Raw genomic sequence first — 14,696 nt, forward strand, 5'->3', positions numbered from 1 at the left:
GTGCGGGATCACTGGCGCGCGGTTGCGAGACGGCCTTGCCAGGGCTGGTGCGCGGCTTCGGAGCCGCCCCGGGCGACGTCGCCCGCGTCACATTTCTTGACCGCACGGTCCGCAACCAGGTTCTTTACCGTATAGTCCAAAACTGAGCCCGTGACACCCGGTTCGGGACTCATCCCTGTAGCGACAGTCATCGCGTGGGTGGCAAGGCCATCCACGCCGAGTAGGAGCCTTGATCATGGGACAGCTTGAGGGCAAGACAGCCATCGTCACTGGCGGTAACAGCGGGATCGGGCTGGCAACTGCCAAGCGATTCGCACGTGAGGGCGCACACGTGTTCATCACCGGCCGTCGTCAGGAGGCTCTTGACGCCGCGCTGGCCGAGATCGGCCAGGGCGCCACCGCCGTCCGGAGCGATGTATCCGACCTTGGCGACATCGACCGTCTGTACGCGGCTGTCGCTGAGCAGGGTCGCCGGATCGACGTGTTGTTCGCCAACGCCGGCGGCGGTGAGTTCGCCACTCTTGAGCAGGTCACCGAGGAGCACTTCGACTCGACCTTCGGCATCAATGTGAAGGGGATGCTCTTCACCGTTCAGAAGGCGCTTCCCCTGCTCAACGATGGCGCGTCGGTGATTCTCACCGGATCGACCGCCGCCACCTCAGGTGCCGAAGCCTTTAGCGTCTACGCCGCGTCCAAGGCGGCTATCCGCTCCTTCTCTCGTACCTGGGCCAATGAGCTCAAGGGCCGAAAGATCCGTGTGAATACCCTCGTCCCCGGTCCCATCGACACCCCTGGCAACTCCGGCCTGGCTGCCGACGCGGAGGAGGCCGCCAAGATGCAGGCATTCTTGGTGAGTCAGATCCCCCTGGGCCGGATGGGCCGCCCTGACGAGGCCGCTGCCGCCGCGCTCTTCCTCGCCGGCGACCAGAGCAGCTTCATCACCGGAGCCGAGCTCTTCGTCGACGGTGGCCTCAACCAGATCTGACCGCCGCTTCGACCATTTTTTGTGACCGGCGCATCCGCAGCCGGCGCCACAGGCCGGTGAACGCACTGGTCAGGCCGATGAAAGTCATCCAGACCACGATTCGGCTGCGCTACAGGTCCAGGACAACGTCGTCGGTGGGCTTGGAGCAGCAGATCAGGATGTTGACCTCGGCCGGCGGCTCGACGGGGTCGGGGTAATAGTCGACGGTGCCGGACATCATGGCGAGTTCGCAGGTGTGGCACACGCCGGTGCGGCACGACCACTGGACCGGGACATCGCAGGCTTCGGCAAGTTCGAGCAGGGACTCTTGGACGTCGTTCCAGGGAACGTGAAGACCGCTGCGGGCGAAGGAGACCTCGGGTCCGCTGCCGACGGGGCCCGGGGGCTGGTGGGGCGCGGGTGCGATGGATCCGGCCGGCCTCCAGCCCCGAATCGATGAGCGCGGCGGTGACGTTGTCCATGAAGCCCACGGGTCCGTACAGGTACGCATCGGCGTCGGTCGGCAGGCCGGGCCCGCGAACGCGGTCGGCCGACAAGCGGCTCGCCTCCGCGTAGTCGACGCCCTCGCGGTCCGCCGCGGTCGGTCTGCTGTAGTAGACGGTCGACCGGGCATTGGGGAGTGTGGCGATCAGGTCGCGGCTCTCCTGGGCGAAGGGATGCTCGGTGCCGTTCCTCGCTCCGTGCAGCCACCACACCTGGCGGGCAGAGTGGCCGTGAGCGAGGCTGTGCAGCATGGCCAGTGCGGGTGTCACGCCGATCCCCGCCGACAAGAGCAGCACCGGATTGTCGCCCTGGGCCAGGCAGAAGGTGCCGCGGGGCGCGGTGGCCTCCAACCGGTCGCCGACGCGGATGTGGGCCCGCAACTCGTTGCTGGCGGCACCGTACGGTTCGACTTTGACGCTGATGCGGTATGCGCCCGCGGCCGGCCGGCCGGACAGCGAGTAGCTGCGGACCAGCGGCGGCACGTCGCCCTCGGGCTGGACCTTCACGGTGAGGAACTGGCCCAGCAGCGCGGTCGGCAACTCGGAGCCGTCAGCGGCTGCCAGGTGCATGGAAAACACACTGCGGCTCTCGGACTGTATGCGTGCGACGGTCAGCGGCCGGAAGCCCCGCCAGGCAGGCGGCGGAGCGGTAGCCGCGGCACTGAGCCCCGCGCTGCCCGAGGAACCGCGGCCCTCGCCATTGGACTGTTCCAGAAGCGTCCGCATGGAGCCCTGCCAACCGGGACTGAGTGCGGGTATCCGCAGGGCCCGCTCTACCTGCTCGCGAGTGTGCCCGGGCAGGTAGAGCACCCGGTCGATCTCCTCGACGGTCATCGCCTCGGGCCCGGTGGCGACCTTGACGATCTCCTGGCCGGCCTCGACTGACGGCGGCCGTGGCAAAGTCCAGATGTGCGGCCAGCCGAGTCCAGGCTGATGGCCACCGGAATTCCAGGTGGATGGCCGTCTGACCAGTGGTGTTCCTGATCACTTCCTTAACTGGAGGAGACCCCTCCGACCGTTTGCTGGTGTTTGCGCGCATCAGCTACCGGCCGGAGAGGTCCTGTGACGAAGTCTGACACGGAGATTATGGAAATCCTTGAGGCGTACGACCTGACCGGGACGGTCTGGTCGGCGGCGGCCTTGACGGGGCACGACCCGAAGACGGTCAAGCGGTATGTCGAGGCCCGCAACGGCGGGCGCAATCCCTATGAGCGAGAGCCCCGGCCGAAGATGATCGACGCGTTCGGGGAGAAGGTCGAGGAGTGGGTCGAGCAGTCGAAGGCGACGATCCGCGCCGATGTGGTCCACGAGAAGCTCGTGAAGATGGGCTACCGGGGCAGCGAGCGTTCGACGAGGCGTGCGGTGAACGCGTCGAAGAGCGCGTGGAAGGCGGGTAAGCGCCGCACCTACCGGCCGTGGATTCCCGAGCCGGGCCGGTGGCTGCAGTTCGACTGGGGTGAGGGGCCGCGGATCGGCGGCCGGCGGACCTGGCTGTTCTGCGCGTGGCTGTCCTGGTCGCGGTTCCGAGTTGTGATCCCGGTCTGGGACTGCACGCTGGGCACGCTGGTGGCCTGCCTGGACACCACGCTCAGGCGGATCGGCGGGGCTCCGACGTATGTGCTGACCGACAACGCGAAAACGGTGACCGTCGAGCACATCGCCGGGATCCCGGTACGTCATCCGCAGATGGTCGCCGCAGGCCGGCATTACGGCTGCCAGGTGGTCAGTTGCGTGCCCTACGACCCTGAGTCGAAGGGCGGTGCGGAGGCCACGGTCCGCATCGCGAAGGCCGACCTGGTGCCCACCAGCGCGAACCTGCTGGCCGCCTACGACACCTTCACCGATCTCGCCGATGCCTGCCTGACCTGGTGCGATGCGGTGAACTCGCGCCGTCACCGGGCGACCGGACAGATACCCGCGAGCCGTCTGGACGTCGAACGCACCACGCTGCATGTCCTGCCCATCGAGCCGCTCGCGCTCGCGCTGGGCGAGGAGAGGCTGGTCGGCTCGGACCGCACGATCAGCTTCAACGCGGTGCGCTACTCGACCCCGCCGGGCTATACCGGCGTGAGGGTGTGGTGCCGGGTGGTCGGCGAAGAACTCTCCATCACCGCCCGTACCAACTCCGGTGATCTCTCGGAGATTTGGCGCCACAGGCTTTCCACCCCGGGTGTTCCGCAGATCATCGACGCCCACTATCCCGACCATCCCGACGGCCGCAGCATCCACCAGCCCAGGCTGCGGCCCCGCTCGGAAGCGGAGATCGCGTTCGTGGGCATCGGCCCCGGAGCCGGACGCTGGCTCAAGGAAGCCGGACCCGCCGGCGCGGTCCGTATCCGCGCCAAGATGGCCCGCGCGGTCGAGCTGGCCACCGTCCTGGGCAACGACAAGGTCGACCAGGCCCTCGGACTTGCGGCGACGGCCGGGCGCTTCGCCGACGACGACCTGCTCTCGATCCTGGGACACATCGCGGACAGCAAGCCCGCCGGCGAGGTCGTCCGCGCGGACGAAGCCCACTCCGTCCAGAACGGAACCATCGGCTGGCAGGCCCTGGGCAACTGAGCCAACACGCAGCCCACCACATCATTCTGACGACACCTCACCCAAGAGAACGGCACCTCCATGAGTTTTCCCAACCCGCCCGCGATCCCCGAGGAACTCGACAAGCTCATGCGCCGGATGCGCCTGCCCTATATGCGCAAAGCGGCCCCGGACGTCCTGGCCACCGCCCGAGCCCAACGCTGGGACCCCGCCGAGGTTCTGCGGCTGCTGATAGCCGAGGAGGTCACCGGCCGCGACGCGGCCACCCGGCGTCTTCGCCGCCACTCGGCGAACTTCCCCACCGGCAAGACCCTGGGCTCCTGGCGGGCCGAGGACTCCACCATCCCCGAACCCACCCAGAACTCCCTGACCACCCTGGAATGGATCGGCCGCGCCGAAAACTTGGTGATCGCCGGCCCGTCGGGGACGGGCAAGAGCCACTTCACCGAGGGCCTGGCCCAGGCTGCGATCGAAACCGACATGCGGGTGTCCTGGTTCACTCTGGAGACGCTGAGCGCCGCGATCGGCAAGTCGAAGGTCGATGGGTCCACCGCACGGACTGTCGCCCGGATCTGCCGGGCTGATTTGATCGTGATTGATGACATTGGCCTGCTGCCGGTCGGTGAGGACGCCGCCGAGGCGTTCTACCGGATCATCGATGCCGCCTATGAGCGCCGGTCCATCGCGGTGACCAGCAACATCCACCCCTCGGGCTTCGACACGATCATGCCGAAGACTCTCGCGGGCGCGAGCACCGATCGCCTCATGCATCACGCACACCTTGTGAACACCACCGGGGACTCGCATCGCCTCGCCGAGGCCCTCGCAGGGAAGGGAGTGGTCCCCTTGAACTGACCCCCACCCCAGGAACACCACCGGCCACACGCCTGGCTTTCTGATGGCCACCAGCCTGGGCCTCCAACGGCCACCTACCTGGGCATCTCAATGACCGTTGACATCGACCTCGCCCTCCGCGATCACACGGAGGTAGAAGCCGGGGCGGTGGTGGGCCACGAGCAGTGCCGCCATCCGCGGCTCTCTCATCCGCAGGCCCACCCGGTAACAGGTCACCCGGGGCTGGGTGACCTCGAAGAGGGCCTCTCCGATGCGGTAGCGGTCCCGGATGCAGACCTCGTCGTCAGGCAGGCCGTCGACGGCGAAGTTCTCACCGAACTGGCCGGGACTCAGGTCGTCGCGCCCCAGCTGTTTCGCCCAGAAGCGGTACGAGTCGAGCTGGTACACCAGCACCGCCCGCTGCTCACCGCCGTGCCCGCCCAGATCTCCCTGCCCGTCCCCGTCGATGTTCAGCCGTCGCACCATCCGCGGCCCGGAAACCGTGTGCTTGTAGACGCCGGTGTAAACGGTCCTGCCATGCCAGGGAACGTCTTTCGGCATCCCGACATTCACTGCTGTCAACGTGGCCACCACGCCACCTCTCCTGTGGCGGCTTCCCCTGCAGCTGTGGCAGGGAAGCGACTATGATCAGCCGGAAATTCGCAACGCCCCCGTCTTTCTGAGATCAAGCCACACTGACTTTCCATGACCATGAGGGGAGGTTCCCCAGGCTGCAGAGAGGTCTTCTACGATGTCGAGCCCCCTTCCGTGCTCTGCCACAGCGTTCTCCTCATCTGAATGGATAACGGAGGTGGGCACAGGGGGCCTGGCATCCGTGTCACGGACCTCGAAGTAAATTCTGTCAGGATACTCTCGGAGCATCACTTCGACATCGCTGTCAGCATGGATCAGCGCATTGGTGACGATTTCGGAAATCATGATCTCAGCATCGTCGATCAGCGCCTCGAGCTCCCGACTGAGCAGATAGTTCCTTACAAATTTCCGCGCGGACCTCACACTTCGGATGTCGCGCTTCTTGATGGCCATCCGGGCGACCCGGTCGGCTGACCCGATGAGATTTCCCTCGTAAAGGGCGAGTAGGAGTGCGAGATCGTCCGATCTCCGGCCACCCTTCGAGGCATTGGCGACGAGGGCGTCGGCAAGTTCATGCAGGGAGTGGCAACCAGCGTTACCGACGGACGCAAGAAGAGCGTGAGCATCGGACACGGGATCGCCACCCACGCCATCCGTATACAGAAAGAAAAGGGTACCCGGGCGGATGTCGATCTCCTTGCTGACATATACGTGGCCGGGCACAACGGCAAGCGGAACGTTTGCAGGTACATCCGGAACAAGGATCCCAGAGAGCGGGCATCGCACCAGGGGAGCAGGATGGCCGGCCAGGGCTATTTCGGCGATGCCGCTTTCAGGATCGATGCGCACAAAACAGCAGGTAGCGTAGAGGTCGGTATCCAGTTCAGTGAGCAGATCACTGGATCTGGACAGTACGTCGGCGGGTTTATGTCCTTCCGCCGCATAGGCGCGGCACCCGCTCCGGAGCTGGCCCATGATCACCGCGCTGTCGGCATTGTGACCTTCAACGTCACCCACAATCAGGCCGATCTGGCCACCCGGGAGAGGGATGGCGTCGTACCAGTCGCCGCCCATGCCAGAGGCGACGGACTCGGCCGGCACATAACGAGCCGTAACCGCCACGTCAGGGAATTCCGGGAGGGTACGCGGGAGGAGCTTCTGCTGAAGTGCGTCGGTGAAAGCGCGCTTGCTCTCACCGAGATGGGCACGCTCCGTGGCTACGGCGAGTTGCGTCGTCATCATCAGCAGGACGGCTTGCTCCTCCGCCGAGACTCGTCGTGGGGTCTCGAAGCCGAGCAGGAAGCTTCCTTGCAGGCCGCCGCTTGCGACGAGGGGGATGATCGCTGCCGCTTGGAGGTTTCCGATCTCAGTGTCGGAGTAGAGCGCGAGCATTGCCTCACGATCGGGCAGAAACAGGGGCACACCCGTACGCAGCACATCTGCGCCCGGAAGCCTCCGGTCGAGGCTGGCCCCGTGCAGAGCTCGGGCCACGTCCGTGGCCCCGGCATGTCCGACGACTCGCAGTCTGCCTTCTTGAGCGATCACTGCCACGAAGGACTGAGCGCCGAACGGGTGCATCATGCACTCATGGGCGGCTCGCATCACGGCGCCCAGTTCGAATGCTTCGTTAAGAGCCGCTGACAGCTTATGGACCTGATACATCTTCGAGAGCGCTGGAGATCCTGGGACGTCGCTAAGACCCCAGCGATGCTCTCCGCTGAGGTCTGGGCCGTCCGCTGTCGAAGAGCGAGGAAACATCGGGATGATCAGCGGGGATTCCCTCGGCCATACGCCCGCGTAGCGAAGAAAATGCTTGGCTAGTTCGGGTCCGAAATTGCGTCCGAGTTCCTCCATCCGCAAAAGGATACGTCTTTGCTCGTGGGGATCCGTTGGTGCCCATTGACCTGTGAGCACTCCGAATGTCTCGTCACCGACTGTCAGCGGCACAGCAACGACGTAGTGGGGGTAAGGCATCAGCCTCAGCGAGTATTCGTCCTTGAGATCGGCTTGGGACACTGTGCGAGCTGTGCGGTATGCGACGGCCGAGGTATAGGGGCTATTGGAGAGAATGCACTCGGGCACGGCGAAGATACCAGGCGGTGCTCCCCCGACGGCGACTGAGAAAAGCTGGTCCCGCTCGCGTGATGCCAGGTAAACGATGCCGTGGAATGCACCTAGCTCCTGCACCAGCTGGTAGAAGACTTCGGTCAATACTCGACCCCTGCCAGTCAGGACCACAGGGGGGATCATGTCCTGGTGGCTGTAACCAGCCTCCTGCTTGCCTGCCACATTTCCCCCACTCGTGGGGTGCGTTCGGGTGGGACACGGGACCGCGGTTAAGTCCGGGCTCCCTTCGAGGATACGGTCCACGTTCCGGGAGAGACCATGTGTGGGAGGGCCCGGAGAGCTGAGCGCATAGCCCCCTGCGCTGCTCATCCCGGTCGGTGGGCATGGCGTTCCGGTGCCGCCGTGCGACCAGGCCGTTCGTCATCGCTGCACACAGCGCACGCTGACCCAGCCGTCATGGGCGATGACGGCGTTCTCATTTCGCTGAATGAACGGCTCGCCCGCCTCTGAGCACAACCGTCACGACGCTCCCGGCGCTCAGCGAACAGCCTCGCTCCGTGCAGCCACCAGCACCTGGCGGGCGGAGTGGCCGTGAGCGAGGCTGTGCAGCATGGCCAGTACGGCTGTCACGCCGATCCCTGCCGACAGGAGCAGCACCGGATTGTCGCCCTGAGCCAGGCGCCTCCAACCGGTCCCCGACGCGGATGTGGGCCCCAGCTCGTTGCTCGCGGCACCGTACGTAACTTTGACGCCGATGCAGTATGCGCACGAGCCCGGCCGGCCGTACCGCGAGTCACACCCCAGGGCGCGCGACGCAACCGTTCCCCGAGTTCGGTTCACATCGCCCGGAATGCGCGCAAATGATTCCGTGCCCGGCGTACCCGCTATCACGCCATATGCTCCCGTACATCAAATTCCCGGATCGGCATGCCTGGTATACGCGCGAGCTCGTGCGTCAGGAAGGTCGTGTAGGGAGTGAGCCGGCCCTTGACGCGGTGCGAGCCACCAGACAGGTAGCTGCTGTGCCGCCACCGCAGCCGGCTGTCCCTACCTCGCCTGGTCCTCCAGCTCACCATGCCACCTGACGTGGACGTGCGTCGGCGGCTTGCCCGCCATCAGTCGATGCGGTCACCCAGCAAGGTGGCCGAGACCTGTTCTGCCAGCCAGTGTTCGGTGTCGTTCCATGACCAGCCGCAGTCCGCCACGTACAGGCGCCAGGACTGGTGGCTGAGGAAGAACCACAGGATGTCGGTGGCGCGGCCCTGCGTCAGGCCCTCGCGCAGGGCATGCAGATCCGCCAGCCGGCCGGCCACGACCGCGAGGGCCTCGCGGTAAGCGCGATTGGCGTCGGTGAGGGTTTCCGCGGCGGTTTCGTCCAGTGTGGCCGCTGTGACCAGTACCTGGAGGAGGGCGGAGTACCGCTCGTTGTCGATCCGGACCCCATGCGTAGCGGCGGCGACCGTCTCCCGGGGATCGGATGAGGCGCGCACCGCTGCGAGGGTCTCGTCGACGATCGGGTCGGCCATGCCCTCGCCGATGAGGTGGGCCAGGATCGCGGCCTTGCCTCCGGTGCTCGCGTACACCGTGGGAACGGCCGTTCCGGACTCCCGCGCGATGTCGCTGACGGTGACCTTTCCATAGCCTTGTTCCAGAAAGAGGCGCAGAGCGGCGGCGAGGATGGCCGCCCGTGTCTCCGCGGCCGCCTCGGCACGCCTGCCGGCACGGTAGGGCCGCCGGTCGCCCGGCCGACTGCTCATAGTTCCATCTTCAACCAACGCATGCTACTTTCGATATAGGTACCATCTATTGAATATTGGGTGCCTTTCCCTGCGATCGTCTGCACCCGGCCCACCCCATACCAATCGTGCCGGGCGCCCCCGTCTTCTCTGTCTGGAGTCACCCATCATGAGTCTCTTCACGCCTGCCACCGGCGCTGCGGCACGTCAGTATGTCCTGGGGCAGGAGCTGCGGGTCACCATCCTCACCTCCGGAGCGGAGACCGAGGGACGCCACGACGTCACCGACTCCGTCATGGAGACGGGTGCGGCGACGCCGCTGCACCTGCACACGCGGTACGAGGAGCGGCTGTGGGTGGTTTCTGGTTCGCTGACCGTGTGGGCCGGGCCCGACACCGTGACGCTGCGGTCCGGTGACTTCTTCACCATTCCCAGGGACGTGCCTCACGCGATCAAGTCCGGCCCCGACGGGGCCCGGGCGCTCAACATCAGCTCGCCGGCCGGATTCGCCGAGCTCATCGCTCGGGCCGCCACACCGCTTCACCTGGCCACGCCGGAGACTGAGCTGGACGCGGAATTGTTCATGGCGGTGACCGAGGAACTCGGCGATGTCGTTCTCGGCCCGCCCGGCATGATCCCCGCAGATCTGGACCGCCCCGGCCAGTAGCTCGCGAAAGGCGGTCCCGGCGAGCGGCGGGATCAGCCTGCCGGTCCGGACAGGCCCGGCAACTGGGCATCGACGCCTGGCCGCTCCCGGGTCGGCAAAGGGCGCGGATCATCGGCCTCAGGGCCGTTCGCCATCGCGGCGCGGAGAGCATGCTGACCCAGACGTGATGGGCGATGACCACAGTCTCGTCTCCCGCAACGGAGCGCTCGGCCGCCTCTTACGGCAACCGTCACGAGGCAACCCGCGCTCGCCGCAACGCTTGCAATCGCGAACTCTGTACGCCGTCGAAGCGGCGCGATGCGCCCGGGATCACGCCGCCCGACAATTCTTGACCGGCCGGTCCGAATCTGTTCTACTCGACAGAGACGTTGCGGAGCCCCGGGCCATCGCGCCCTTGTGGTCCTCCGATTTCTGACGCGCAGCGGCCACCAGCGCCGTAAGTGGCGTGAAGCGCCGGATGCGCCTCCCCCGCACCCCTCTCCGTGAAAGGTTCCCTGATCATGACTACACGCGAGGTCGTCGAGAAGTTCCTCGGGCTGCTTGCCGCCGGAGACCCTGACGCCGTTGCCGAAGTGTTCGCGAAGGAGATCGACTGGTACGTGCCCGGATCCCCCCGACTGCCCTGGACGGGCCGGCGCACGACGCGCGCCGAGGTCGCCGACTACCTCCGCACACTGGGCGAGAACATCGTGCCGGAGGAAAACGTCGACAACGTCGAAGCTCTCGTCGTGGAAGGTGACCACGCAGTCCTCCTCGGAGAGTTCTCCCGGATGGCGCGAAGCACGGGCCGCTCGTACCAGATGCCCATCGCCATGCACCTCCAGGTCGCCGACGGCAAGATCGTCAAGCTCTACCTCTACGAAGACACCTTCAAGGTCGCGCAGGCATACGCGCAGTGAGGGCCTGACCTCCGTTCCTTCGACGACACCGATCAGGCCCCTCGTGCCGCAGCCGCGGTGGCCGGCGGCTGACTCTGCGCCGCCCCCACGCAGAAGCCCCGGCCTCCACATCTTTCAAGGAAACCGTCGTGCGCGCTGCGATCGACATACACCGTTCCTCCTCCCGCCGCCTCTCCCGCACCGACTGGCTGCGGTCCTGGAACTCCTTCTCCTTCGGAGCCCGACCCGAACCAGCCAACACTCACTTCGGGTTGCTGCTCGTGTCCAACGAGGACACCGTCAAACCTGGCACGGGGTTCGACACCCATCCTCACCAGGACATGGAGATCGTCACCTGGGTGCTGGAGGGCGCGCTTGTCCACCAGGACTCCACCGGCCACAACGGAATCATCTATCCGGGCCTCGCCCAGCGCATGACCGCCGGCTCGGGCATCCTTCACAGTGAGAAGAACGACTCGTGGACGCTGACCGGCGATCCCGAACACAACAACGACGTGCACTTCATCCAGATGTGGGTCCTGCCCGACACTGCCAACGTGTCTCCCGGGTATGAGCAATTGGACATCAACGCCCAGCTCACACAAGGCGGATGGGCCACCCTGGCCTCGGGCATGCCCAAGCACTCCGGCACCCGGGCCATCAGCATCCGTCAAAAGCATGCCGCACTGCACGTCGCACGGCTTCGTCCCGCCGAGTCCCTGCACATCGCGACCGCGCCGTTCGTCCATGTCTTCGTCGCCAAGGGCGCGCTCTCCCTGGAAGGCTGCGGTCCGCTCACTCAAGGAGACGCGGCGCGGATCACGGCTGCCGAGGGCCAGCGGATCACCGCAGCAGATCGGGGCGCGGAGGTGCTCATGTGGGAGATGGACGCCACTGTGATTCTCCGGTGAGCCCTCCTGGCGCTCCTGGGACCTCACGCACGCCGCATCGGGCGCCAGAAACATATCTGCGCCGCCCGAGTCGAACGTCCGCCACTGGGAAGCCCAGGGAAAGCGAAATGAGCAACACATGATGAATGCCCGCGAGCTGCTGCTCGCCTACACGGACAACATCGCAGACCCAGAGGTCACCTCGTCCCTCTTCGCCGAGGACGGCGTCCTTGAACTTCCGTACCTCGAATCCATCGGCCTCCCGACCCGAACGGTCGGTCCCGAAGCAATTCGCGAGTTCATGACCGGTCTGTTTCAAGTCGTCCCGGGCTTCGGTTTCGACACGGTGGACATCCTGATCGAAACTGAAGATCAGGTCTTCGGAGAGTGGTCGGTGGAGAGGACCACGACCACTGGCCGTCCCTTCAGCCAAACCTACGCCGGACGCCTGGTGGCCGAGAACGGAAAGATCAAGCTCCTCCGCGAGTCTTTGGACCTGGTCCGGGCCGCGCGCGCGATGCTGCCAAACGGAGTGGCGGACATCCCTGCGTGACGTTCCAGCGCGCTCCTCACCCCAGTTTGCCCGCGGTGAGGAGCACGATGGCGCTGGGCGCTGGCACCCGCCGGATGGACCCGGAAACGTTGCGATCACGACCCGCCCGGTGTGGGATGAGGGCGTCCACGGCACGCCGCAACGGCGGCCGAGGGGCCGCACCGTTCAATGGCAGGAGGCACCATGCCCTCGAACCCTCCGGCACCTCCCTTCACCGAACAGACCGCCATCGAGAAGGTGCGGCTCGCCGAGGACGCCTGGAACACCCGCGACCCCCGCAGGGTGGCCCTCGCCTACACCCCCGACAGCCGGTGGCGCAATCGTGCCGAGTTCATCACCGGGCGCGAGGGGATCATCGACTTCCTCACCCGGAAGTGGACCAGAGAGCAGGACTACCGGCTCATCAAGGAACTCTGGGCATTCCACGGCAGCCGCATCGCCGTGCGCTTCGCCTACGAGTGCCACGACGACTCGGGGAACTGGTTCCGCTCCTATGGAAACGAGAACTGGGAGTTCGACGACGAGGGGCTGATGCGTGTACGGCTGGCATGCATCAACGACCTGCCCATCCAGGAGTCGGACCGCAAGTACCACTGGACGTTGGGACGTCGCCCGGACAATCATCCCGGGCTGAGCGATCTGGGCCTCTAGTAGATTGTCGCGGCTAATTTTTGGGATAGAGGTGGCGCAGTTTGATGCGTGCGTCGTGGGTGGTGAACTGCCAGTCCACCTGACGCTGGTCAGTGTTGGTGGCGTTCTGCCAGGCCGAGAGTTCAGTGTTGAGGGTGTCGAGGTCGCTGATCCGGCGGTCGAGGCATTGCCGGGTCAGCGCGGAGAGTTCGATCTCGGCGATGTTGAGCCATGACCCGTGCTTGGGCGTGTGGTGGATCTCGAGGCGTTGGGCCAGGGCGAATGCCTCTTCTGGTTCGAATGCCTCGTACAGTGAGGCGATGCCGTGGGTGTTGAGGTTGTCCATCACCAGCACCACGGCCTCGGCGTCGGGGTAGTCCACGCTCAGCAGCTGCTTGACCTGGCCGGCCCAGTCGATCCGGGTCCGCTGGGACAGCGCCTGAACGCGACGCCACCCACGCAGGGGTTCGACCCACACGAAGATCGAGCACGTGCCGCAGCGGATGTACTCGCTGTCCCGGCAAGCGTCGTGACCAGGGCGGGCCGGGAGCGGGTCGCGGACATCGGCGAGAAGCTGGTAGGGCTTCTCGTCCATGCACACCACCGGACGTGCCGGGTCGTAGGGCCGGGCATAGACGGCCAGCACATCTTCCATCCGGGCCGAGAACTCCGCGTTCACCCGTGGTGGGATGGTCCAGCACTTTCTCAGATGAGGACGCAGTTCCGTTTTTTTAAGACCCGCCCGATGGTGGAGTGGTCCAGATCGGGGATGTCCTCGGCCAGCGCGACGTGCTTCTCCAACAGCCGCAGCGACCACCGGGTATAGCCCTGGGGTGGCTGTGAGCACGCCATCGCGATCAGTCGGGCTTCGACCTCGCCGGTCACCGGCGAGGGCACCGGTGGGAGGTCACGTCTCTTCCGCGCGATCGTGGCGTGCACATCGCCACCGGTCTCGGCGAAACGCTTGGCAACCAGCCGTAACGTCTCACCGGAGACGCCGAGCCGGGCCGCGATCACCTCCTTGGAATCCACGTCACCCACTGAGGTGTCCAGCGCAAGCAGCACCCGCGCACGCATGATCATCGAGGCCCCACGAACACCCGTCGTGGTCACCCGGACCAACTCCTCACGATCCTGCGCGGTCAACTTGACCGGCCGCTTCTTCTGCGAACCCACAACGACAGTCCTGTCTGGGAAAAAGGAAGGTACCCACCAGACGCCAGCATCCCAACCAGACATGCCATAACTAAGCAGCGACGCGCTACTAGGGCGTGTTGTGAAAGTGCTTGCTGTGGGTTCGGGGGCGAGCGGAGCGGTGGCCCTTGATCAACGCGGCCGGGCTTCATAACCTCGCTTGATGGGAAATGACGACCTTCCGACTCTTGAACTCGCCTTCCCGGGTCCGGAACGTGACCGTGGTGTGGCGGCGATCCTGAGCGGTCAGAAGACCGCGCTCACGGGTCTCCTGGAGATCTACGAACACGCCGGCGAGGCAGTACCGGTGACCGGACAGCGATTCTGGGTGCTTGATTCCGAAGGTCGTCCGGCCGTCACGATCGAGCTCGTCGACGTGCGCATCGTTCCCATGAAGGAGATCGACGACGACTTCGCGCGAGCAGAGGGACGCGGCTACTCCGACGTGGCGGAGTGGCGGGCAGCGCACGAAGAGTTCTTCCGGAGCGATGGCGTGAGCGAGTACCTGGGACGCACCCCGGTCATTGATGACGACACTCTTGTCGTTGCGGAACGCTTCCGAGTGGTCGAGCCCGACGACTCGGGTGGTCCGTGACCCGTGTCCGACTCGATGGGAGTCCGGGAGGATCAAACCGGACATGCCCT

At 65.7% G+C, this 14,696-nt stretch carries 14 protein-coding genes and 4 pseudogenes; 10 read left to right on the forward strand and 8 right to left on the reverse strand.

What is annotated here, in order from left to right; genetic code table 11:
• Positions 1-235: 235 nt before the first annotated feature.
• A complete protein-coding gene (locus RV986_RS44125; protein ID WP_475922740.1) occupies positions 236-985 on the forward strand; it encodes a glucose 1-dehydrogenase in 750 nt (249 codons plus the stop codon).
• Between the two features lie 109 nt (positions 986-1,094).
• On the opposite strand, the gene RV986_RS44130 is transcribed toward RV986_RS44125, so the two are convergent.
• Complete coding sequence (locus tag RV986_RS44130; RefSeq protein WP_475924654.1) at positions 1,095-1,598, reverse strand: 2Fe-2S iron-sulfur cluster-binding protein; 504 nt, start codon at positions 1,596-1,598, stop codon at positions 1,095-1,097.
• Positions 1,495-1,719 (reverse strand): annotated as a pseudogene (locus RV986_RS44135) (sulfurase); the annotation flags it as partial. The pseudogene RV986_RS44135 and the gene RV986_RS44130, both read right to left, overlap by 104 nt.
• On the opposite strand from RV986_RS44135, the gene RV986_RS44140 reads away from it, so the two are divergent.
• Positions 1,718-1,930: a hypothetical protein gene (locus tag RV986_RS44140; RefSeq protein WP_475924752.1), complete on the forward strand. Its 213-nt coding sequence runs from the start codon at positions 1,718-1,720 to the stop codon at positions 1,928-1,930. The pseudogene RV986_RS44135 and the gene RV986_RS44140 sit on opposite strands and share 2 nt — an antisense overlap.
• Before the next feature lie 302 nt (positions 1,931-2,232).
• Here RV986_RS44140 and RV986_RS44145 read toward each other — a convergent pair.
• Positions 2,233-2,301 (reverse strand): annotated as a pseudogene (locus RV986_RS44145) (hypothetical protein); the annotation flags it as partial.
• A gap of 252 nt (positions 2,302-2,553) precedes the next feature.
• Here RV986_RS44145 and istA point away from each other — a divergent pair.
• Positions 2,554-4,093: pseudogene (istA, locus tag RV986_RS44150) on the forward strand (IS21 family transposase).
• Entirely contained in the window at positions 4,090-4,863 is a 774-nt protein-coding gene (istB, locus tag RV986_RS44155) for an IS21-like element helper ATPase IstB (protein WP_475920473.1), read from the forward strand. The pseudogene istA and the gene istB overlap by 4 nt, the downstream one beginning before the upstream one ends.
• A gap of 105 nt (positions 4,864-4,968) precedes the next feature.
• Here the strand turns inward: istB and RV986_RS44160 are convergent.
• From RV986_RS44160 to RV986_RS44170, 3 genes and pseudogenes are all read right to left on the reverse strand, one after another.
• A pseudogene (locus RV986_RS44160) lies at positions 4,969-5,433 on the reverse strand (MOSC domain-containing protein); the annotation flags it as partial.
• 57 nt (positions 5,434-5,490) lie between these two features.
• Entirely contained in the window at positions 5,491-7,725 is a 2,235-nt protein-coding gene (locus tag RV986_RS44165) for an ATP-binding SpoIIE family protein phosphatase (protein WP_475922741.1), read from the reverse strand.
• Positions 7,726-8,618: 893 nt separating this feature from the next.
• Positions 8,619-9,260: a TetR/AcrR family transcriptional regulator gene (locus RV986_RS44170; protein WP_475922742.1), complete on the reverse strand. Its 642-nt coding sequence runs from the start codon at positions 9,258-9,260 to the stop codon at positions 8,619-8,621.
• A gap of 148 nt (positions 9,261-9,408) precedes the next feature.
• On the opposite strand from RV986_RS44170, the gene RV986_RS44175 reads away from it, so the two are divergent.
• From RV986_RS44175 to RV986_RS44195, 5 genes are all read left to right on the forward strand, one after another.
• Entirely contained in the window at positions 9,409-9,906 is a 498-nt protein-coding gene (locus RV986_RS44175) for a cupin domain-containing protein (protein WP_121413285.1), read from the forward strand.
• Positions 9,907-10,406: 500 nt separating this feature from the next.
• The gene (locus tag RV986_RS44180; protein ID WP_475922743.1) at positions 10,407-10,805 is read left to right on the forward strand and encodes a nuclear transport factor 2 family protein; all 399 of its coding nucleotides are present in this window, start codon (positions 10,407-10,409) and stop codon (positions 10,803-10,805) included.
• A gap of 128 nt (positions 10,806-10,933) precedes the next feature.
• Positions 10,934-11,695, forward strand: coding sequence for a pirin family protein (locus tag RV986_RS44185; protein ID WP_475922744.1), 762 nt, complete (start codon positions 10,934-10,936; stop codon positions 11,693-11,695).
• A gap of 118 nt (positions 11,696-11,813) precedes the next feature.
• A complete protein-coding gene (locus tag RV986_RS44190; protein WP_475922745.1) occupies positions 11,814-12,227 on the forward strand; it encodes a nuclear transport factor 2 family protein in 414 nt (137 codons plus the stop codon).
• Positions 12,228-12,410: 183 nt separating this feature from the next.
• Positions 12,411-12,878: a nuclear transport factor 2 family protein gene (locus RV986_RS44195; protein ID WP_475922746.1), complete on the forward strand. Its 468-nt coding sequence runs from the start codon at positions 12,411-12,413 to the stop codon at positions 12,876-12,878.
• 13 nt (positions 12,879-12,891) lie between these two features.
• Here RV986_RS44195 and RV986_RS44200 read toward each other — a convergent pair whose 3' ends face one another.
• The gene (locus RV986_RS44200) at positions 12,892-13,536 is read right to left on the reverse strand and encodes an IS630 family transposase (protein WP_475918978.1); all 645 of its coding nucleotides are present in this window, start codon (positions 13,534-13,536) and stop codon (positions 12,892-12,894) included.
• 26 nt (positions 13,537-13,562) lie between these two features.
• Positions 13,563-14,033 (reverse strand): helix-turn-helix domain-containing protein, encoded by a 471-nt coding sequence (locus RV986_RS44205; protein WP_475922747.1) that lies wholly within the window; start codon positions 14,031-14,033, stop codon positions 13,563-13,565.
• Positions 14,034-14,277: 244 nt separating this feature from the next.
• Between RV986_RS44205 and RV986_RS44210 the strand changes: the two genes are divergently transcribed.
• On the forward strand, positions 14,278-14,646 hold the full coding sequence (locus RV986_RS44210; RefSeq protein ID WP_475922748.1) for an ASCH domain-containing protein: 369 nt from the start codon (positions 14,278-14,280) through the stop codon (positions 14,644-14,646).
• The last annotated feature ends 50 nt before the right edge of the window (positions 14,647-14,696 follow it).

It is taken from the genome of Streptomyces sp. RLA012 (genome assembly GCF_056270325.1).

Excerpts from the sequence above, each read along its gene's own strand:
- RV986_RS44125 (WP_475922740.1), top strand. The coding sequence starts at position 236 with ATGGGACAGCTTGAGGGCAAGACAGCCATCGTCACTGGCGGTAACAGC.
- RV986_RS44130 (WP_475924654.1), bottom strand. The coding sequence starts at position 1,598 with ATGCCCGGTCGACCGTCTACTACAGCAGACCGACCGCGGCGGACCGCG.
- RV986_RS44140 (WP_475924752.1), top strand. The coding sequence starts at position 1,718 with ATGGCCAGTGCGGGTGTCACGCCGATCCCCGCCGACAAGAGCAGCACC.
- istB (WP_475920473.1), top strand. The coding sequence starts at position 4,090 with ATGAGTTTTCCCAACCCGCCCGCGATCCCCGAGGAACTCGACAAGCTC.
- RV986_RS44170 (WP_475922742.1), bottom strand. The coding sequence starts at position 9,260 with ATGAGCAGTCGGCCGGGCGACCGGCGGCCCTACCGTGCCGGCAGGCGT.
- RV986_RS44175 (WP_121413285.1), top strand. The coding sequence starts at position 9,409 with ATGAGTCTCTTCACGCCTGCCACCGGCGCTGCGGCACGTCAGTATGTC.
- RV986_RS44180 (WP_475922743.1), top strand. The coding sequence starts at position 10,407 with ATGACTACACGCGAGGTCGTCGAGAAGTTCCTCGGGCTGCTTGCCGCC.
- RV986_RS44190 (WP_475922745.1), top strand. The coding sequence starts at position 11,814 with ATGATGAATGCCCGCGAGCTGCTGCTCGCCTACACGGACAACATCGCA.
- RV986_RS44195 (WP_475922746.1), top strand. The coding sequence starts at position 12,411 with ATGCCCTCGAACCCTCCGGCACCTCCCTTCACCGAACAGACCGCCATC.